This is a genomic window from Clostridium sp. MD294 (assembly GCF_000364165.2).
Lineage (GTDB): Bacteria > Bacillota > Clostridia > Lachnospirales > Anaerotignaceae > Coprocola.
This window is the reverse complement of sequence record NZ_CP097810.1, coordinates 1,637,421-1,658,325: the sequence shown is the minus strand read 5'-3', so window position 1 is coordinate 1,658,325 and position 20,905 is coordinate 1,637,421. Positions and strand designations below refer to the sequence as shown.

Here is a 20,905-nt window from a genome sequence, read left to right as displayed (position 1 = left end):
TATCACCACTTTGTTTTATAAACTTGCCGTCAAATCAAAAGCATAGTGCCATGTTTGCCATTGTTGTATCTGTTCTATATAATATTGTATTTGTACAATTAATGTTGTATATTGTTCTGTACTTTCAAATATGTCTACTGTAACAGAAGAAACTCTTTTTTCCCATTTTCTAATGCAATTTTCTATTTCTTGTTGTATATTCTTTTTTAAACTATTTTGTAATGGTTCAAACATAAAACGATTTAAGTCACTGCCATAGTTACTATGTCCTAATCGTTCTCCCTTTTGTGTATGAAGTAATATCATAATAGACTGTTTTATGTCATTTTCTAATGTTGTTGTTTTTATTTTTCCTGTTACAGCATCTACTTCTAACGGAAATTGCCAGCCTTTTACTGTTTTCAAAATATATCACCTTTATCAATTCAATTTTACTACAGCACCCTTTACATTTGTTGCTCCATCTGATTTTATATTTACACTACCATTTGCTTTTAAATCCAATGTACTTTTTGCTTCTACTACAATCTGTCCGCTTTTTATTTCTAAATATTGCCCACTTGAAATACTAACTTTGTTTGCATTTGCATCTAATATCATGTGAGAATTTCCTGAAGAAATATCAATTTTATTTTCTCCTTCTATTGTCACAACACCATTTTTAACATCAATTTTAATGCGATTTTTATTATTTTTTTCTTTGATATGAATTACTTGCTCTTTATCATTCAAATTCATTTCTAATTGGTTTGGTGTATTGATTTGTATATAATTTTCTTCTTCTTTATCACAAAATATTAATTCATTTCCATTTTTTGTTTTTATTTTACGCAATTTATTTTCTTTATTTTCTATAGTAACAGGAGGTATATTATTTTTGTTCCACAATGCCCCTAATACATAAGGTCTTGCAATTTCTCCTCCGCTAAAGCCAACAAGTACTTCATCTCCCACTTCAGGGAAAAAAAACATACCCCACTGCTGTCCTGTCATAGGTGTCATAATACGAATAAAATCTGTTTCATATTCTGAGGTATCTCTATTGAGTAATTTTACTTTTATTCTACCCAATTTTTCAGGGTCATCAATATCTGTCACAATAGCAGGCATAATTCCTAACACAGGAGAAAAAGGATATTGTTGTTGTTCTTCTGACAATGCTTTTAATATACTCAATATTCATTCACCTCTATTTCACAAACTGTTTTATAATTTCCATCTTTTATAGTATGTATTACTTTTGAAATATAATATGTTTTATCAAATGGCTTTCCAAATCCTTTTAAACTACAAAATGTTCCTGCTTTTAATTGTGGTATGCCTACTGTTGTAATACTGCCTGTAACAGTATTTTTTACAATTTGATGAAGATACGCCTTTGCTTTTTGTTTTGCTTCTTCCTGTGATGAAACTGTTGTATCTGTAACAAATTTAGATACTCTTTGTGTGAAAACAGGAGAAACTGAAGAAGCTGTTATTGTGCCATTTTCTGCTGTTTTTGTATAAGAAGATACTTTTGCTGAAAACGGTTTTTCAGGTGTTTGTTCATTATTGCTTCTTATCATAACATGATTTACAAATCCCTTTAAAGTACTATGTATTGTAAAATTTTCTAAATAAGAATTAATGTGATATTTTATTGCAGTTTGTTTTTGTTTTTTTTCCAAAGGTTGAAATATAACCTCTCCTGCAACAATATAAAACTCACAACCAATATTTTTCGCCATGCGTACTACAAATTGATAGTCACTTTCATTATGTTGTTCTATTGGTACATTTACATCATTATCTTGTTTATAAAAAGATGTACTTCTTAATTTTAAAAGAGAAGTATATTTTTTTAATATATCTTCTGCTGCTAAACTATATTTTTTAATGCTCTTTTTTGTTTCAGAATGTATACTATTCATCATAATGCCTTTTGCATCAAGACATTCTACAGTATATACAATTTCCTCATCTTTTTCATAATCTAAATAAATACTATCAATATATCCTTTAAAAACATAAATATCTGCTTTTTCTAAATAGCCAATTTTAGCTTCTACAATATTTCCTAATTTTAATAACGAAGTAATTTGTTTATAACTATATAATGCTTGTTCTTGTTTGTCTTTTTCAAAGGCATTATAAATTTTAAACTGCAAAAATCCTGCTTCAAATCCTGTTGTAATCTCTACTATCAACTCTTGATTTAAAAATTCCTGTTCTATTTCAGTATCATTAATTAAAATACTATAGCAAGGCTTTACAAAATTGTTATACTCCTTTGCTAACTTTTCTAAATCAATCATAAACTCATTCCTTTTTTGACTCTTTCATAGAAAGGGATATCTCTGCTCTAATAGGCTCACCCTCTTTATCAAAACGTTTATATTCCACATCAACAGAAGTTACATAACCTGTAAAATGAATAGAGCCATATCGAAATGTAACAAGAGGAGGACGTAATGTGTCTTTTGAAAGACTGGTTAAACTCATTATTTTTTCAATATATATTTTTTGTATATCAATTGCTTTATTATCTTGTTTTGCTGTCATAACATTACTTTCTCCCATAATGCTTTCTGTCTGAAAAGATATTGTATTATTTGTTTTTGTACTACTTTTTTGTTCTGTTTCAAAAAATGCGTCAAAAAGTAATTTCATATTTAATGTTCTAGGAGAAATATTTTGAAATGCTCCATAATTTTTATTATACTTTCCTCCAAAATTTATTTTAGGATTAAAGTTTGTTTCTTTTTTAATAGTATATGAAGTAGGATTTAACTGTACTATGATACTATCATTTGTTTTCCAATAAATTGTACTGCCCGTCATCACATCTTCTATTACTGCATTTTCTTGTAATAAAAAACATGCTTTTTGTGGAACACCTTCTTTTTCTAAAATCATTTCTAATTGATTTTTTTGCATTAATATCCTCTCACTATTCTATCTGTTATATTGACGCTTTTCACGATACAATGCTCTTTCCAAATTTTGATATATTTTTTGATAAAGTTTTTCTTGGTCAAACTGTTTTTGAAAGTTTATTTGTTCTTCTGTGATTTGTTTTGTATATTGTTGTAATATAATCTGCTGTTGTTTGATTTGTTTTTGAAGTAATATCTCTACTTCTTTTTTTATAATTTGCTGTAATTGTTGTAATTGTATTGTATCTTTTTGTTTCTCATTTAACACTTCTTTTTTTTGTAACATAATTATGCTTTGTTCCTCATTTAAAATTTCTTTTTTATTTTTTAAAAAAACTAAACTGTTCTCTGTTTTTTCTATTTCATTTTTTTTGTTTTGCATTATTATTTGTGTTATAGTATTTTTTTGATTTTTTTGTTTCCATAATAAATTATTTTTTAGTATTGGTATTGCTGTAATTTTTTGTTGATTAAACAGTAAATGCAATAATTTTTTATATACTATTGTTTTGCTTATTTGTTTTTTGCTATACAATGAATTTTTTCGAGAAATTTCAGAAAAATCTTGTTTTATTTTATATTTTATATTTTCTTTTTTTTGATAAAATTGTTCCAATAAATTATCTTTATACAATGCTACTATATTTTGTTTATCTTTTAATTTCTTTTTATATCTTTTTTGTAATAATATATTTTTAGTATGTATTATATTTCCTTTTTCATAATATAAATTTTTTAAAATATTTTGATTATTTTCTATTTTTTTCTTTTTTTCTTTTAATAATAAATTTCTAAAGTATATTTTATTATCTCTTTCTATTTCTTTATTTACTAATTCTTGTAAAAAATTTTGACTATATATTATAATATCTTGTGGGTTTTCTATTTTATCATCTTTTTTTATTTCTTTATTTACTAATTCCCACAAAAAATTTTGATTATATACTATAATGCCTTGTTGGTTTTCTATTTTTTTCTCTTTTTCTTTTAATAATAAATTTCTAAAGTATATTTTATTATCTTTTTCTATTTCTTTATTTACTAATTCTCGTAAAAAATCTTGATTATATATTATAATGCCTTGTTGGTTTTCTATTTTTTTCTCTTTTTCTTTTAATAATAAATTTCTAGAATATATTTTATTATTCTTTTTTATTATTTCACTTTCTAATCTCCATAATAACCTTTTATTTAATATTATTATACTTTGATTATTTTCTATTTTTTCTTTATTATAATACTCTTTTTGTGTCAATATATTTTTATATAATATATTCTTTTCTTTTTGGTATTTTAATAATTTATTTTTATAAGATATAATTAAATTTTGTTGTTTTATTTTTCTTTCTTTTTTTTGTATTGTTTTTCTCTTACCATAATGAAGACTATACTGAGTATTTTTTTGCCAATCAAAATATACCATTTTGTTCTGTAATATATGTTTCAAATACCATTTATTTCTGTCATGATATTTTATAGTTTTAATTTGGTACAAAGTGTTATAAAAAGTTTTATATTTATTATCAAAATGATATTTTTGAAAATTTTTTATCATTCTATAATATTCATTTTTATATTGTTTTGTATAAAAAGTATTATCATTATTTTTACTATATTTTAATAATACATTTTGTAATATTTTAAGTTTTATTTTTTGTTGTTCTAATTTTTTATAAAAATTTTTAAATAAACAAAATTCGGTATTATTGATAGCAAAAAACTGCATAAAATGCAATTTTTTCACAGTAGTGTCATATAACACACTATTTCTTTTTTCCAAAAATTCATTTTGAACAGATAAAGAATATAATATTATATTATCATATATTTCTTTTATATTTTTATCAGTACTATTATAATTTAATATTTTATTAAAATATTGTTTTTGTTTTTCTTTAACAAATACTATATTTCTATTTGGTTTAATTTGGTTGACAGTTTTTTTATCCCATATTTTTAAATATTTTTTTCTATTTTGTAATTTCTGATTACTATAGTTTTCTATTTCAACATTTTTATAGTATCTATAATTATATAAAAAATATTGTATTTGTTGTTGTAAGATATTTATATTATTTTTATTTTGAAAACTATATTTTAAAAATGTTGTATTTTGTTTTCGCAATATATTATTTTGAGAGTTAGTAAAATTTTTTAGTATTTGTTTTTTTAGTATTTTATTATATAGGGTAATTATTTTTATTTGAGAAGAATTATTTTTTTGTATAGTATCCTCTTTTAAATAATGTATATCTGTAATAAAATAACTATTTATTTTATTTCGAAATAGTATTTGATATTTAGTATTTTTAGCATTACGCAAATTAAAAAAATTCATAAAAGCACTAATCGTTTTATTTTCAAAATCAATATTTCTTAAAAGCGTATTTTTTTTATTTAAAATTTGTTGGTTATTTATTATATTAAAAAAATAATTATTTGAATAGAAATCATTAAAATTTTGTTGTATATTTTCTTTATGATTTAATATATCGTTTTTTTTTAAAATATTTTCTATACAATTTATTGCTTTCTCTATCAAAACAGTATTACAATTTTCTTCTGATAACAACAAATTTTTTACTTCCTTCAACTCATTGCCCAATATAGAACTATTTAATATATTTTGTATTTGTTGTTTTTGTAATACCATTTGAAAATTAAAATTTGTTGTATGTTGCATTGTTTTTATATAATACAAAATTTCTAGTATCATATTCATATCAATACTTGACTGTTTTTTATAAATAAGTGCAGTATCTTTTACATTTCTTTCTAAAATAGTCTGATGTTTTAGTATATTCTTTTTTGTAAAAGTATCAGATAATTTTTTAATATTTTTAGCAGAAATAGGTATTATTTTATTATTTTTCATAACTTATCATTCCTACACTGAAAAATCTACTTTTTTTATAGCATTATTATTTATTTGTTCCTTTTTTTGCTCTAATTCTAATACTTGTTTATTTTGTTTTTGAAATGCTTTTTGATTTTGTTTTTTAATAAAATCTAAATTATCATTTTTAGTAGTACTTTTTTTATTTTGTTCTGTATTTTTGAAATTTGTCACACTTTTTTTATTTTGTGTCATTACTAATGGATATATTACATTCTCATTAACATTTATATTTTCTTTTTCTAAATTACTACAAGTTTGTTTTATATCTTTTGCTTCATTTAACATTGTATAAGCTATAGTCATAGACTGTATTAAAATCTCCGTTTTAGAAGCATCTAAATCAGAAAATTTAATTTCCTGCACTACAGCATAACTTGTACTATAGGCTTGTACAATATCTCCTTTTTGATTTCTTAATAAAATAGTAACATCTGTTATATTGTCACAAAATCCCATTAAATCAATTGTGCCATAGCCTTTTTCTAGCACCATTGTATGTATATTTTTTTTGCTATCTCGAAACAAATAGGGCTGATTTCTTCCTCCTTCATTGACTGCTGTAATTTCTGAAGATTTTAGAACTAGTCCTGTTATTTTTGAAAAACTTGTCAAACACCCTCCTAATATTACATCATACTGATAACAAAGGAGAGGATAATATTGTTTCTGTGCAATCTGTAAATGAAATTTCTTCGCTAATGCAGATTGATTTTTATAATCCATTTTTTCCTCTCCTTCATACATCAAAAATATTTTTCTTTTCTTTTTCTCCATTGATACTTTGATTTATTTTTGAAATTTCTTCACACCATTTTATACGTTCTTTATGTTCCATATTCATTAATGTTTTATAATCCCAATGATTATAATAAGCAATAAATTCCATTTCTTCATATAACTTTTTTATGGGATATTGTTTTATTACTCCCCCTCAAAAGGCCATGCAACTTCAATTTCTTCTCCGCAATAAGGGCAAACACTTTTAATAGCATAATTATCCATTTCATTTATTTTTTGGTATAAATCTTGTAAAAAAGCTAAATCTGCTGTAAAAAGATTTTCGATTACTCTTGTATCTACATGAGATAAATCACCTAATTTTACAATTACTCTTGCCAACAATATAATTGTAATATAACTAGGATTTTGCTGTACTCTTGGGTCTTTCATAGGTATAATTTCATCTCCAGCAGTTGCTAAACGCATAACTCCTTTTTTATGTAATGTACCATTTCCATCAACATATCCTTTTGGCAACTCAAATGCAAATTCTGTTTGAAACATTTTTTATTTTCTCCTTTCTTTATTTTTATTATTCTGCTCCACCACCACCAAGTGATGTACGTACTAATCCCTCATGTGCAAATTCTATTGACTCAATCGCTACATCAGAGCTAGCACCTTTTAAATCAGGCCCTACATATTTACAAGGAAATGCTCTTACTAATTTCCATTCTGCCACAGGCGTATCTTGATTACTATCATCAAATAAACGTACTATAACAGATTTTCTTTCTGGTGTAATTTTTCCTTGATTGATTTCATCTAACCATGTAAAAAATTCTATGGCATCTACTACACCCCTTTTAAATGTAATATTGCTATATTTTACAAGACCTGGCAATTTTCTAACGGTATTATCTTTTGCATCTCCTTCTCTATATTCTGTAACATCAATGGTAGCATCAAATCCTGTTACTTCACTAAATCCTGCTACAAAAATATTATCTATTTCTACTTTAAAGCGGTACCCTTTATAAGGATAAGGAAATTCTCCAGCCATTTATTTTTTGCCTCCTTTATATTGCACCATTTGTTTTTTGCGTAATACGAAATATCACAAATTCTGCAGGTTTTACTGGTGCTACACCTATCACACAAATTAGTTTTCCATTATCAATATCGCTTTGAGTCATTGTATTTGCTCCAATATCTACAAAAAAGGCTTCTCCTTCAGAACCTCCTACCAACGCACCCGTTCTCCACAAATCTCCTAAAAACAATTCTATTGTTCTCTTTACACGAAGCCACAACAATGGTTCATTTGGTTCAAATACTACCCAATTTGTACTCACTCTAATAGACTCCTCTATATATAAAAACAACCTTCTTACATTGACATATCTCCACAAACTATTAGAGCTTATTGTTCTTGCCCCCCAAATGCGAATACCTGAACCTGAAAAACTACGTATTAAATTAACACCTTTTGGATTTAAAACATCTTGTTCTCCTGTTGTATAGTTACAGTCCAATCCTACACAAGCAGACACAATTTCATTTGCAGGTGCTTTAAAAACACCTCTTGTATTATCTGTTCTAGCATACACTCCTGCTACAGAACCAGAAGGAGGAATAGCAACTGCATTTTTTGTAATTGGGTCTGCCACTTTCACCCATGGGTGATACATTGCTGCAAAATCACTGTCAAATAAATCACGATATTCTACAATGTCATTCACTGTCTTTTTTTCTCTTGGTATATCCAATATTGCAAAACGATTTCCCATATTTTCACAATGTGCTATAAGTGACAGTAAAACTTGAGCATCTGTAATGCCAGGCACAGCAATTAAATTTATTTCATTATTATCTATAAATGACTGCAATCCGCTTCTATTATTAGGCCCTTTATCTTCCCCTATAAAATCTATAGCAGAAAGTGCTTGTTTTGTACCATTTTTTCCTCCCAGCAAACGAATATTACAACTCTCTTTTTCTTCTTCACATAACAATAAAAAATGTGGTATATCTTCCTCTATCTCTTTTATATCTATCATAATTAACTCACTTTTTGTTAATCTTTCTGCTACAAAATCATAAGAATTTCTATTGAATGAACAATTTTCATACTTTTCTTCTATCAAATCATATTTTACACGAATGTCAAATTTACATACTGAAAGCACTATTTGAGGTACTATATTATCATCTGTTACATTTTTTTCAAATACCTTTTGCATTGTAATTATATTATCATCTACATCTATCACTCTATTGTAATAAACATTTTCATCTATTGTAACACATACAATATCTCCTACTAAAAAACCTTGTGTACTTTTTACACGATATTTATTTTCTATTTCTTCTAATATTTGTGTTTTTACATTGTTATTTTTTGTTATAGTAATTGTAATTTTATTTCCCCATTCTCCGGGTTCTTTTGCATAAAAAACAACAGGAGATTGTTCTGAACTATAACTATAGCTTGCATCAGAAGGTACAACTCTTTTAATATAGCATCGTGAACCACCATTTGCAAAAAACTGATTTATTGCATAAGTTAAATAACGATATTGTCCAAATTCTCTTTCTGTCAAATATCCTCCGAATATTCTACGAAATGAAGCAAAATTTGTAATTAATACAGGTGCTCCATATTGAGGGCCTTTTTCTGTTACTCCTATAAATCCTGCTGTACTTGTACTGACACTTGACATAGTTGGTTCACTAGAACTAAATTCTTCTACATATACACCTGGAGTTAAATAGTCTGCCATAATTTCCCAATTTTATACTATTATAAAATCAGTTCCTCCTTTCTGTTTTATGCTTTTTATTGTAACATTATTACTTAAAATTCATCATTTTTTATATTATTTTAACCATTTTTAACAAAATATAACAATGTTATTATAACATACCATGTCATTTATCGCAAATGCAATTTATTTAAACAGTGAAGTGGTATTTTTGTAAATAATTGTTTTTTTACTCTTTACATACTTTTGTAGTAATGCTATACTTGTCTACGATGGATAGTATTCCAAAGGAAATTATACCTGACATGATAACAGCATATTATAAAAATACCCATTAAAAAAAAACGAACGTCATCTATCAAAAAAGGAAGGTGATGTCCTATGAACATTGGTTTGATTGGAGCAGGAAAAGTCGGTTGCACTCTAGGAAAATTTTTTGTACAACGTAAGTATACTGTTGCAGGCTATTATAGTCGAAGCAGAACATCAGCAGAAGAGGCGGCACGATTTACACAAACAAAAGTATTTGATACTATAGAAGAAATCGTTAATGTTTGTGACGTTCTATTTTTAACAGTTCCTGATGGGAGTTTAACACAAGTCTTTGAGCAAATTGCAAATATGCCCATAGACGGAAAATATATTTGTCATTGCAGTGGCACACTTTCTGCTAGTGAAGCTTTTACTGGTATAGAAAAAACTGGTGCCTTTGGATATTCTGTTCATCCGCTTTTTGCCATAAGCGATAAATTTCACGCTTATGAAGAATTGACGGATATTTTTTTTGCTTTGGAGGGACACCCCGCTCATTTAGAAGAAATAAAAAGTCTATTTCATGGCTGTCGTATCAAAACTATTCCTTCAGACTGTAAAACTGCTTATCATGCTTCAGCCGTTATAGCAAGCAATTTAGTGATTGCTTTACTAAATACTGCGTTTGATTTAATGCAGCAATGTGGTTTTACACAACAACAAGCACGTTCTGCATTATCTCCTTTAATAGAAGGAAATATCAAACACATATTGCAAAAAGGAGCAGAACAAAGTTTAACTGGCCCTATAGAGCGTGGAGATAGTTCTACCATAGTAAAACATTTAAACTGTCTTTCTCAGAAACAAAAAGAAATTTATATCCCCCTTTCTCGTGCATTGATAGAAATTGCTGAAAAAAAACATACTAATAGCGATTATAGTAATATACGAGATATTTTGAAAGGAGAACAACAATGAAAAACACAGTATCTACATTTCAAACTATGAAAGAAAACGGTGAAAAAATATCTATGCTTACAGCATATGACTATTCTACAGCGAAACTAATAGACGAAGCTGGTATTAATGGCATATTAGTAGGCGACTCACTTGGCAATGTTATATTAGGCTATACAGATACACTTTCTGTTACTATGGACGATATGATACATCATGGCAGAGCTGTTGCAAGAGGTTGCAAAAATACATTAGTTGTTATTGATATGCCTTTTATGTCTTATCAAACATCAGTTTATGACGCTGTAGTAAATGCAGGTCGTTTAATGAAAGAAGGTCGCGGTGGTGCAGTAAAATTAGAAGGCGGTATTGAAGTCGTTGCTCAAATTAAAGCAATTACTTCTGCTGGAATTCCTGTTATGGGTCATTTAGGTATGACTCCTCAATCTGTTAATATGTTAGGTGGATTTAAAGTACAAGGTAAAAACGAAGCAGTTGCTAAAAAAATGATTGAAGATGCTATTGCTTTGCAACAAGCAGGTGCATTTTCTATAGTATTGGAATGTGTACCAGACCGCTTAGCAAAAATGATTTCTGAAAAATTAACCATTCCTACTATTGGTATTGGTGCTGGTGTTGGTTGTGACGGTCAAATATTAGTTTACCAGGATATGTTAGGTATGTTTAAAGATTATGTTCCAAAATTTGTCAAAAAATATGCAGATGTTGGTACAATTATGACAGAAGCATTCCAGAACTATGATAAAGAAGTGAAAGAAAGTTCTTTTCCAGATGCTGCACATAGTTTCACTATAAAAGATGATGTTTTAGAAAAATTATATTAAAATGTTTTAGAAAGGTGGTTTAAACCGTGATAATTGCAAAAACAGTTGCACAAGTAAGGGAACAAGTAAAACAATGGAAAAAAGAAGGTTTAACAGTAGGTTTCGTACCCACAATGGGCTATCTTCATGAAGGGCACGCCAGTTTAGCAAAACAATCTGTTGCTTTATGTAATAAAACAGTAGCTAGTGTATTTGTAAATCCTATACAATTTGGCCCTTCAGAAGATTTAGTTTCTTATCCTAGAGATTTTGAACATGATTGTGCTATATTAGAAAAAATTGGTGTAGATTTAGTATTTCACCCTTCTTCTGAAGAAATGTATGCTCCTGATTTTTGTACTTATGTAGATATGGAAAATTTAACAACACAACTTTGTGGTAAAAGCAGACCTGGACATTTTAAAGGTGTTTGTACTGTTGTTTCTAAACTGTTTCATATTGTGCAGCCAAATAAAGCATTTTTTGGCGAAAAAGATGCTCAACAATTAGCAGTCATTCGTCGTATGGTACGTGACCTTTCTTTTGATATTGAAATTGTAGGTTGTCCTATTGTTAGAGAAGCGGACGGTTTAGCAAAATCTTCCAGAAATGTTTATCTAAATGCTGAAGAAAGAAAAGCCGCATTAATACTAAGCAAAACTGTACTTTTAGGAAAAGAAATGATTGCAAAAGGCGAACGTAGCGGAAAAGCTCTTACTGATGCACTAAAAGCAAATATACAAAAAGAACCTTTAGCACGTGTAGACTATGTAGATGTGGTAAACGGTATTAGTATGGAACCTATAGAAAATTTGCAGGGTCAAATTTTAGTTGCTATGGCTGTATTTATTGGTAAAACACGTTTAATTGATAATTTTTCTATTACATTATAATTTTTCTTCTATGTTTAAAGCCTCCTATAAAAACTATAGGAGGCTTTTTATATTATTTTTTCATTTCTGCCATAGTAGCATAAGAAGCAATTGCTCCTTTTCCCTGCACACTATAAGCACAATACGCATTAGAAAAATCCATATATTCTATTGCTTTTTGCTCTGACAATTCAGAAAGATTTTGAGCTGTCACACCATCCGCGGAAAGCTGATACAAAAAAGAACCTATAAAAGCATCTCCTGCTCCTGTTGTATCTACTGCCTTCACTTTTTTTCCTTCTGAAACAGCTTTCATTTGTTTTGTGTATACTTCTGCTCCATCTGCCCCTTTTGTAAAAAGCACTAATTTTACATTGCCTTTAAACAAAATATCCTTTGCTTGTTCTATTGTTTTACAGCCCGTAATAAATTCTAATTCTTCATCTGAAATTTTTAAAATGTCAGCTTCAGGCAAAAATTCTAACACTGTCTTTTTTAATGCTTCATGGTCGTCCCACAAAGGTAAGCGAATATTAGGGTCAAAACTTATCATTGCTCCTGCTTTTTTTGCATATTCTATAGCAGTTTTATGAGCATATTTCATAGGATACTCTCCTAATGAAACAGAGCAAAAATGCAGTGCAAAACTATCTTTAAACCACTTTTGGTCAATATCTTCTTTTTGTAAAAGCATATCGGCACTTGGCTTTCTATAAAAAGAAAATTCTCTATTACCATCTTCCATCAATGATACAAATGCTAAACAAGTATTTGCCTCATCTGTTCTCAAAATATGCTCTGTATTGATGCCAAAATATTTTAAATCTTTTTCTATTTTATCTCCAAAGGCATCTTTACCTAACTGTGTTATCATATTGGATATGCCGCCCAGCTTTGTGTATGCACCACAAACATTTGCAGGTGCCCCTCCTGTAACAGGGTGAAATGTATCCACTTCTCCTAGAGAGCAACCTTTCTCTGTTGGTATAAAATCAATTAATGCTTCTCCTATTGCTACCAATTTTTTCATACAATATTCCTCCCCATACTATAGCTATTCATATGCCACATTTTACAATATTCTGTGTCACAATGATAGTATAGCACAACTTCATCATTTTGTGGATAAAATCTTGTACAAAATACTTCTTCTCCTTCATTAATGTATATTTCTAATATAGATTTATCAGCAAATATATTTACTTTGTCACATTGTTTCAAATCTACAGAGCGACTTTTTCTACCTGCTCCCATTTCTCCTTTAAAACAAATTTCAAAATAGCATTGTTCTTTATTAAATTCAATTATGGCATCATTATCTATTTCAATAGAAAAACTTTTTCCGCTTTTATTGTCAATTTCTAATTCAAATGAAGGTATTATTGTCATATTATTTTTTACAACAATTTCGTACTCTCTAAGTTGTTTCATTTCCTCTACAGGCATTTGATAAACTTTTCCATTTTTATATTTTAATTCTCTTGGCATTGTCAGCATATGCTGCCAGTTTTGTTTTATTGTTGGATTAGTATATCCTTTTTCATCAGGTATACCTGCCCAGCCTATTAATATTGTTCTGCCTTTTTCATCTAAAAATGTTTGAGGAGCATAAAAGTCAAATCCTCTATCCCATTCTTTAAAATTTTGTAATGTATAATTTTCATAATCTCCTTGCATCAAAAAATATCCAGACTGATGTATATTTTGATAATTTCTTCCTTGCATTTGCAATCCTTGAGGAGAAACAGAAAGTATTTTTTGCCCTTCTAATTCAAATAAATCAGGACATTCCCACATATATCCAAAATTCTGCTGTGTTGTTAATGTATTTTTAAATTTCCAATTTATTCTATCTTTAGAAGTATACAGCAATACAACGCCCTTTTGCTGTTTTGTTCTTGCTCCTAATACCATATAATAAACATCATTCTCTTTCCAAACTTTAGGGTCACGTACGTGAAGTGTTAAACCATCTGAATAATCTTTTTGTGTAAGTATACACTTTTTCTCTTTAAAATGAATACCATCGTCACTTTCTACCAATATTGTATTAGATTGTCTACCCTCATTGATATAGTCAAAATCTCCTTCTAATTTTACATTGCCCGTATAATACAAATACATTTTTTCATTTTCTATAAATGCACAACCTGAATATGCACCATGCACATCATAAGGTTGGTCTGAAAAAAGTGAAACTCCTAAATATTCCCAATGAAGCATATCTTTACTTTTATAATGTCCCCAAAATTTCAATCCACCTTCTACATCAAAAGGAGAGTATTGAAAAAATACATGATATTCTCCTTTATACATACATAAACCATTCGGGTCATTCAGCCAACCTACAGGGGGCATCAAATGATACCCCGCCCTCCATTTTTGTTGGTGCATTGTTGAAAAAGCATCTTTTTCTACTATATCTAACTGTTTGCTTAAATATTGAAGTAATACATTCATTATTTTTCACCTCAAAATAAATTATTCAATGTCTATAATAACATCACCTTTTTGTACTTGTTTTTCTGCCAAACCATTTACTTGTTTAAAATCTGCTGTGTTTGTAATAACAACTGGTGTTGTAATTTCATAGCCTTCTGCAACAATCGCTTCTTTATCAAATGTTAAAAGTAAATCGCCTTTTTTTACTTCATCACCTATATTAACATGCGTTTGATAATATTTTCCATTTAATTGTACTGTATCCATACCTACATGTATCAATATTTCTACACCGCTATCACTTGTCATACCTACAGCATGTTTTGTATCCATTACTACTGTTACTTTGCCATCAAATGGTGCTACTACTTTGCCTTCTTCTGGCTGTATTGCAACACCTTTTCCTAAAAATTCTCCTGCAAATGTTTCATCTTTTACAGAACTTAATGCAATTACTTTTCCTTGAATAGGGCTATATACCGTTTTATCATATGATTTTATTTCTGCTTTTTGTTCTGTTATAGTTATTTGTTGTGTTTTGTCTGTTTGTTGTTCTGTTTTATTTTCTGTTTTATTTTCTGTTTTCTTTTGTTCTTCATCTTTCCATATTACCCATGTCAATACAAATGAAACTCCTATTGCGATAGCCATTGTAATAATATACTGCATAGGTCTATGTAAATGAAGTAATATACCAAACAAACCTGTTACACCTGTTCCAGTTGCACCTAAACCTACTATAGAAGCATATAACGCACCACAACCGCCTCCTATAGATGCTGCTACAAAAGGTTTAAAAAATCTCATATTAACACCAAATATTGCAGGCTCTGTAATACCTAAAAATGCACTTAATGAAGATGGCAATGCCATTGATTTTAATTTTTTGTTTTTTGTTTTTAATGAAACTGCAAGTGTTGCTGCACCTTGTGCTACATTTGCCGCAGAAGCCAAAGGCAACCAATATGTCATACCATACTGTGATATTTGTCCCAAGTCTATAATGGTATACATATGATGAATACCTGATACTACTGTTGTTGCATATGCTGTACCCATTATAAAACTTCCTATACCTAAAGGCAATGCAATTAACCATTGTACGCCACCTAATATTCCATTTTCAATCAATACAAATATAGGCCCAATAATTGATAATGTCAAATATCCTGTTACAAATACACTAACTAAAGGTGTTACAAACAAATCAAACATTGCTGGCACAATTTTATGTAATTTCTTTTCAATGGTACTCAATACCCAAACTGCTATAATAACTGGTATTACGTGTCCTTGATACCCTACCATATCTATACTATATAGTCCAAAAAATACACTTTGTTTTTGTAATACGCCCTCTGTTGCTACTGTCCAAGCATTTTGTAAATTGGGGTGTATCATTATCATACCTATAACTGCACCTAAAAACGGATTTCCTCCAAATACTTTTGCTGCACTTACTGCTATCAGTATAGGCAAAAATGTATACGCTGTATTACTGAAAAGCTGTGCAAAAACATATAGAGAACTTGATGTATCAATGTTTACAATGCCATTATTTACCATAAAGTTAAGCGATTCCATAATCCCCATCAAAAAACCACTTGCTACGATAGCTGGTATAATTGGTACAAATATATCTCCTAATGTTTTAATACCTTTTTTAAACCAATTTGTTTGTGCTGTTGCTGCTGCTTTGACTTCTTCTTTTGTACTTGCCGTAATGCCAGAAACTGCTATAAATTCATCATATACTTTATTTACAATACCTGTTCCAAATATAATCTGTAACTGTCCTGAAGCAAAAAATACCCCTTTTACACCATCAATTTCTTCCACTGCTTCTTTGTCACATTTTGCATTGTCTGCTATAACAAGTCTTAATCTTGTTGCACAATGTGCTGCTGAAATTAAATTTTCTTTTCCTCCGATTTTTTCATAAACCTCTTTTGCTGACTGTTTATAATCCATAAGCTCACCCTCTTAAATTATTATTTCTATTAAAACGCTGCTCTTTTTATGAAATCGATTTCATATCTTGTTTCATATTATAGCGGTTTTTATATCTGTTGTATAGAGCCAAAATACACAAATTATTTTAATTATTTTCTGTAAATAACAACAAAAACTGCCTAATATATTGTATTTTATATCTATTTTACACTATATTGGCAGTTTTATATTTATTAATTATTTTTTGTACTTTCTTGTTCTATTATTTCAAATCCAAGTTTTATCTCTTTAATTACCCTTTTTTCCTCTTTTAATAATGTTAAAAGCATCTCAGCAGCATCTTGTCCACTTGTTTTATAATAAAAATGGGCTGTCGTTAGTGTAGGTGTAATAATACTTGACAGCTTTGTATGTCCTATTCCTACAATTTGTATATCATTTGGTATGTTTATTTTTTTTTCTTTTAAATATTTCATAGCTCCTATCGCTATGAAATCGGTTGCACAAAATATGCCATCTACTTTTTTGCCGCTTTCAAACAATTTTTTCATTGCATCATAGCCAGCTTCCATTGAAAAATCACTTTCTATCATAATATCTTGTTCTGCTGTAATATGATATGATTTTAATGCTTCCAAATATCCCTTTTTTCTTTCTAATCCTGCGGCTTTATCTTTTGTGGTAACACCTATATATGCTATTTGTTTTCTACCATTGCAAAGCATAATTTCTGTCAATTCTTTTGAAGCTAAAAAATCATTGTGATAAATACAGCTTGTATAATCTACTCTTTGCCCCACTACTACCACTGGTACACCTATTTGTTTTATAATTTTTTTATGTTCTTTTCTAAGCAATGTTGCAATAAATATAATACCATCTACATTATTGTTTTGAAAAACACTCAAATATTCCAGTTCTTTTTCCACACTATTTTCTGTATTGGCAAGTAATATTTGAAATCCATGCTTTGAAAGTATGAAACTTATTCCTGCTACAATTCTACTTATTGTTTCAGAATTGATTTTTGGCAATACTACACCTATCAATTTTGATTTTTTTGTACGTAATGTTTGTGCTTGCAATGAAGGTCTATATCCTGTTTGTTCAATCACTTGTTTTATTTTTTGCTTTTTTTCTTCGCTAATATATCCATTATTCAAATAGCGAGATACTGCCGCACTAGATACTCCTGCTAGTTTTGCAATTTCGGCTATTGTCACGCACTTTCTCCCCTTTTGCTACTCCATTAAAATATAACATTTAAAAGCATTTTAAATCTTTCCTGTCCATATACCGCATGAGGTATATCTTTAGGCATAATAATACTTTCGCCTTGTTGTAACACAAATTCATTTCCATCTATTGTAAATTTTCCCGTTCCCTCCAACACTGTTACAAGAGCATCTCCTCCTGCTGCGTGTGTACTAATTTCTTCTCCTTTTTCAAATGCAAACAATGTCAAACTTACTGCTTCATTTTGTACCAACGTTTTGCTTATAATTTGTCCTTGCTGATATACTATTTGTTCTTTTAATTTTAATATTGTACCTTTTTCAATATTTTTTAGTTTTCCACTCATTTTTTATATTCTCCTTGTTATATTAAATATTGTATAACATCTGATAAGTCATTACATTGTGCATAAACTTGCTCTATATATTGCTTTTCCGGTGCTACCAAATCTTTTATAAATATTACTTCTATTCCTGCACTTTTTGCTGCGATAATACCATTTTGAGAGTCTTCTAATACTAAACATCTTTGTTTTGGTACATTTAATTTCTCTGCTGCTTTTATAAAAACATCTGGACTAGGTTTTCCTTTTTCTATTTCATCGCCACACACAGCTAAATCAAAATGTTCTAATAATCCTGTTCTTTTTAATATTAAATTCATATTTTCCCTTACTGTACCTGTTGCTACAATTTTTTTGATATTTTCTTTTTCTAAAAATTCCACAAGCTCCCACAGTCCTTTTTTGACACAAATTTGTTCATTATGATATACATTTAGTTTTCTTTCCAAAAGCTTTTTTAAAAATATATTGTGACAAAATGCTTTTCCATATTCCTGTTCCAAAACTTCTTTTGTTCTACTATCTGTCAGCCCAATTAATTTTAATATAATTTCATCTGTTACAGTAAATTCCATTTCTTTTAGTATTTCTTTTACTTCTCTTTGCATTATTCTTTCTGTGTCTACCATAAGCCCGTCCATATCAAATATTACAGCATCAAATTTTCTCATAATTCAATACCTCCCATATACTCCCCTCTAAATTATTTTATACTTCAAATTTAGAATATTTTCCTTCCCAAACAACTTCTTTATAATTTTGAACATCTGTATCTCCTTCTGTACTGATACACAATATAACAGAGTTTTCATCTATTTTTAGCATTTTTTTGATATGTTCCAATTCTTCTTTCTGCAATATATTTGCCATACAGCCTATTCCTACTGCACCACTTTCTCCAGATACTACAGCAGTATCTCCTTTTACTGGTGCTGCTAACATTCTCATACCATCAGCCGCTACATATTCGGGGCAGCGTATAAAGGCATCTGCATATTCTTTTAATACATTCCAGCCTATTGTACAAGGTTCTCCACAAGCCAATCCTGCCATGATTGTATCCATATCCCCTTTTACACAATGCAATGTACCATCATTTGCTTTTGCTGTCTGAAATAAGCAGTCTGCTTTTGTTGGTTCTACAACAACTATAATCGGTTTTTGTTCTTTATAAATATTTGCAAAAAATCCTGTTATTGCTCCTGACATACTTCCAACACCAGCCTGCAAAAAAATATGTGTTGGTTTTTGCTCTAACTGCTCCATTATTTCATATCCCATTGTGGTATATCCTTGCATAATCCATTTTGGTATGTCTTCGTATCCTTCCCACGCTGTATCTTGTACCATTACCCAGCCATTTTCTACTGCTTTCTGCTGTGCTAATCTTACTGCATCATCATAATTTTTATCTGTAATTTCTGCTTCTGCTCCTTGTGCTATAATATTTTGTAATCTTTCTTTACTACTACCTTTAGGCATATATACCACTGCCTTTTGTGCTAATTGTTTCGCTGTCCATGCAAGCCCCCTGCCATGATTTCCGTCTGTTGCTGTTACAAATGTTATTTCGCCTATTTTATTTTTTATTTCTTTAGAAGCAATTTTTTCTGCTGACAATTCTGAAATATCTTTTCCTATTTTTTGTGCAATATGATTTGCTATGGCATAACTTGCTCCCAATACTTTAAAGGCATTTAATCCAAAACGATAGCTCTCATCTTTTAAATAAATAGCATTTACATTACATTTTTGTGCTAAATGTTTTAAATTTACAAGAGGTGTTTTTTCATAAACAGCAAAACTTTTGTGATATTGTATTGCTTTTTGAGATTGCTCTTTGTTTAAAAAAGAAATATCTCCTTTTTCATTTCCTTTTTTTTCATTCCATACCATTTCTATACTTTCCTTTTTCATAGTATCTTCCTTTCTTTATTTCTTTATTTTCCATAATATCCAAAAAGTCCCACTGTCAAAAGACAAGGGACTTTTATTTGTTATTCTTTGTCATATCGTGCTTCTAATCTGTATATTGGCATACCTTTTTCAGAAAATTTTCGTTCATATTCTGTCATAATATTATATTGCATATATTCACTGTTATGTAAATCAAAACAAATGTTGGACAAATTCCATTTATCTGCACAAAATTCGTTTAATGAAAATTCAAACAGTTTTTTATTATCTGTTTTAAAAAAGATTTCTCCACTTTCTCCCATAATATGACGATAACTTTGTAAAAATTCCCTGTATGTCAATCTTCTTTTCATACATCTTTTTTTAGGCCATGGGTCACTAAAATTTAAATAAATTCTTTCTATTTCTCCTGTTTCAAATAAATCTGATAATTTTGCTGCACTGTCACAAACAAGTGCTAAATTAGGTAAATACTGTTCTATTTTTCTTGCTGCAATAGCAATTACAGTTGTTTGTCTTTCTATTCCTATAAAATTTACATTTGTATAGCGTTTGGCATTTTCTATAATAAATCCACCTTTGCCACAACCAATTTCTACATGAATAGGATATTCATTTCCAAAATATTCTGCCCATTTTCCTTTTAGTTGTGTAGGTTGTTTTACTACATTATCATTTGTTTGTAATTCTTGTTCCGCCCAAGGCTTGTTTCTCATTCTCATAATATAATAAAATTGCTATGTAAAAAACTAGCATTCTCCTTTCGTTTTATGCTATTATACTATATTACACAAATTACTTCAATACCTT

Annotated in this window: 21 protein-coding genes; 3 read left to right on the top strand and 18 right to left on the bottom strand. The window is 28.9% G+C overall.

Annotated elements, in window-relative coordinates; genetic code table 11:
- Window positions 1-15 precede the first annotated feature (15 nt).
- The 10 genes from C820_RS08225 to C820_RS08180 are packed head-to-tail and all read right to left on the bottom strand — an operon-like array spanning window position 16 to window position 9,317.
- Window positions 16-405: a GPW/gp25 family protein gene (locus C820_RS08225; protein WP_004034907.1), complete on the bottom strand. Its 390-nt coding sequence runs from the start codon at window positions 403-405 to the stop codon at window positions 16-18.
- Between the two features lie 15 nt (window positions 406-420).
- The gene (locus tag C820_RS08220; protein WP_004034908.1) at window positions 421-1,176 is read right to left on the bottom strand and encodes a phage baseplate assembly protein V; all 756 of its coding nucleotides are present in this window, start codon (window positions 1,174-1,176) and stop codon (window positions 421-423) included.
- The gene (locus C820_RS08215; protein WP_004034910.1) at window positions 1,173-2,294 is read right to left on the bottom strand and encodes a phage late control D family protein; all 1,122 of its coding nucleotides are present in this window, start codon (window positions 2,292-2,294) and stop codon (window positions 1,173-1,175) included. Before C820_RS08215 ends, C820_RS08220 begins: the two co-directional genes overlap by 4 nt.
- 4 nt (window positions 2,295-2,298) lie before the next feature.
- The gene (locus tag C820_RS08210; RefSeq protein WP_004034912.1) at window positions 2,299-2,916 is read right to left on the bottom strand and encodes a CIS tube protein; all 618 of its coding nucleotides are present in this window, start codon (window positions 2,914-2,916) and stop codon (window positions 2,299-2,301) included.
- Between the two features lie 18 nt (window positions 2,917-2,934).
- Window positions 2,935-5,790: a hypothetical protein gene (locus C820_RS08205; protein WP_004034914.1), complete on the bottom strand. Its 2,856-nt coding sequence runs from the start codon at window positions 5,788-5,790 to the stop codon at window positions 2,935-2,937.
- Window positions 5,791-5,802: 12 nt separating this feature from the next.
- Window positions 5,803-6,537 (bottom strand): hypothetical protein, encoded by a 735-nt coding sequence (locus C820_RS08200; protein WP_004034921.1) that lies wholly within the window; start codon window positions 6,535-6,537, stop codon window positions 5,803-5,805.
- A gap of 13 nt (window positions 6,538-6,550) precedes the next feature.
- Entirely contained in the window at window positions 6,551-6,721 is a 171-nt protein-coding gene (locus C820_RS08195; protein WP_502799881.1) for a DUF6760 family protein, read from the bottom strand.
- Between the two features lie 14 nt (window positions 6,722-6,735).
- Window positions 6,736-7,098, bottom strand: coding sequence for a hypothetical protein (locus C820_RS08190; protein WP_004034923.1), 363 nt, complete (start codon window positions 7,096-7,098; stop codon window positions 6,736-6,738).
- Between the two features lie 28 nt (window positions 7,099-7,126).
- Window positions 7,127-7,597 (bottom strand): phage tail protein, encoded by a 471-nt coding sequence (locus C820_RS08185; RefSeq protein WP_004034925.1) that lies wholly within the window; start codon window positions 7,595-7,597, stop codon window positions 7,127-7,129.
- Window positions 7,598-7,613: 16 nt separating this feature from the next.
- Window positions 7,614-9,317: a phage tail sheath family protein gene (locus tag C820_RS08180; RefSeq protein ID WP_004034927.1), complete on the bottom strand. Its 1,704-nt coding sequence runs from the start codon at window positions 9,315-9,317 to the stop codon at window positions 7,614-7,616.
- A gap of 363 nt (window positions 9,318-9,680) precedes the next feature.
- On the opposite strand from C820_RS08180, the gene C820_RS08175 reads away from it, so the two are divergent.
- Genes C820_RS08175 through panC form a run of 3 tightly spaced genes read left to right on the top strand, consistent with a single transcriptional unit; the run spans window position 9,681 to window position 12,225 of the window.
- A complete protein-coding gene (locus C820_RS08175; RefSeq protein WP_004034929.1) occupies window positions 9,681-10,529 on the top strand; it encodes a Rossmann-like and DUF2520 domain-containing protein in 849 nt (282 codons plus the stop codon).
- A complete protein-coding gene (gene panB, locus C820_RS08170; RefSeq protein ID WP_004034932.1) occupies window positions 10,526-11,353 on the top strand; it encodes a 3-methyl-2-oxobutanoate hydroxymethyltransferase in 828 nt (275 codons plus the stop codon). Before C820_RS08175 ends, panB begins: the two co-directional genes overlap by 4 nt.
- Before the next feature lie 26 nt (window positions 11,354-11,379).
- Entirely contained in the window at window positions 11,380-12,225 is an 846-nt protein-coding gene (gene panC / locus C820_RS08165) for a pantoate--beta-alanine ligase (RefSeq protein WP_004034941.1), read from the top strand.
- Window positions 12,226-12,277: 52 nt separating this feature from the next.
- Here panC and C820_RS08160 read toward each other — a convergent pair whose 3' ends face one another.
- From C820_RS08160 to trmB, 8 genes are all read right to left on the bottom strand, one after another.
- Entirely contained in the window at window positions 12,278-13,234 is a 957-nt protein-coding gene (locus C820_RS08160) for a carbohydrate kinase family protein (protein WP_004034943.1), read from the bottom strand.
- Window positions 13,231-14,664, bottom strand: a complete 1,434-nt coding sequence (locus C820_RS08155; protein WP_004034945.1) for a glycoside hydrolase family 32 protein — start codon at window positions 14,662-14,664, stop codon at window positions 13,231-13,233. Before C820_RS08155 ends, C820_RS08160 begins: the two co-directional genes overlap by 4 nt.
- Window positions 14,665-14,685: 21 nt before the next feature.
- Entirely contained in the window at window positions 14,686-16,617 is a 1,932-nt protein-coding gene (locus C820_RS08150; protein WP_004034946.1) for a PTS sucrose transporter subunit IIABC, read from the bottom strand.
- A 215-nt stretch (window positions 16,618-16,832) separates the two neighbouring features.
- The gene (locus C820_RS08145) at window positions 16,833-17,822 is read right to left on the bottom strand and encodes a LacI family DNA-binding transcriptional regulator (RefSeq protein WP_004034948.1); all 990 of its coding nucleotides are present in this window, start codon (window positions 17,820-17,822) and stop codon (window positions 16,833-16,835) included.
- 26 nt (window positions 17,823-17,848) lie between these two features.
- Window positions 17,849-18,181, bottom strand: coding sequence for a cupin domain-containing protein (locus C820_RS08140; protein WP_004034950.1), 333 nt, complete (start codon window positions 18,179-18,181; stop codon window positions 17,849-17,851).
- Between the two features lie 17 nt (window positions 18,182-18,198).
- Window positions 18,199-18,849 carry an HAD family hydrolase gene (locus C820_RS08135; RefSeq protein ID WP_004034952.1) on the bottom strand — a complete coding sequence of 217 codons (651 nt, stop codon included), beginning with the start codon at window positions 18,847-18,849 and terminating at the stop codon, window positions 18,199-18,201.
- A gap of 37 nt (window positions 18,850-18,886) precedes the next feature.
- Window positions 18,887-20,095: a diaminopropionate ammonia-lyase gene (gene dpaL / locus C820_RS08130; protein WP_004034954.1), complete on the bottom strand. Its 1,209-nt coding sequence runs from the start codon at window positions 20,093-20,095 to the stop codon at window positions 18,887-18,889.
- Window positions 20,096-20,175: 80 nt separating this feature from the next.
- Window positions 20,176-20,811, bottom strand: a complete 636-nt coding sequence (gene trmB, locus C820_RS08125) for a tRNA (guanosine(46)-N7)-methyltransferase TrmB (RefSeq protein ID WP_286010426.1) — start codon at window positions 20,809-20,811, stop codon at window positions 20,176-20,178.
- Window positions 20,812-20,905: the final 94 nt, after the last annotated feature.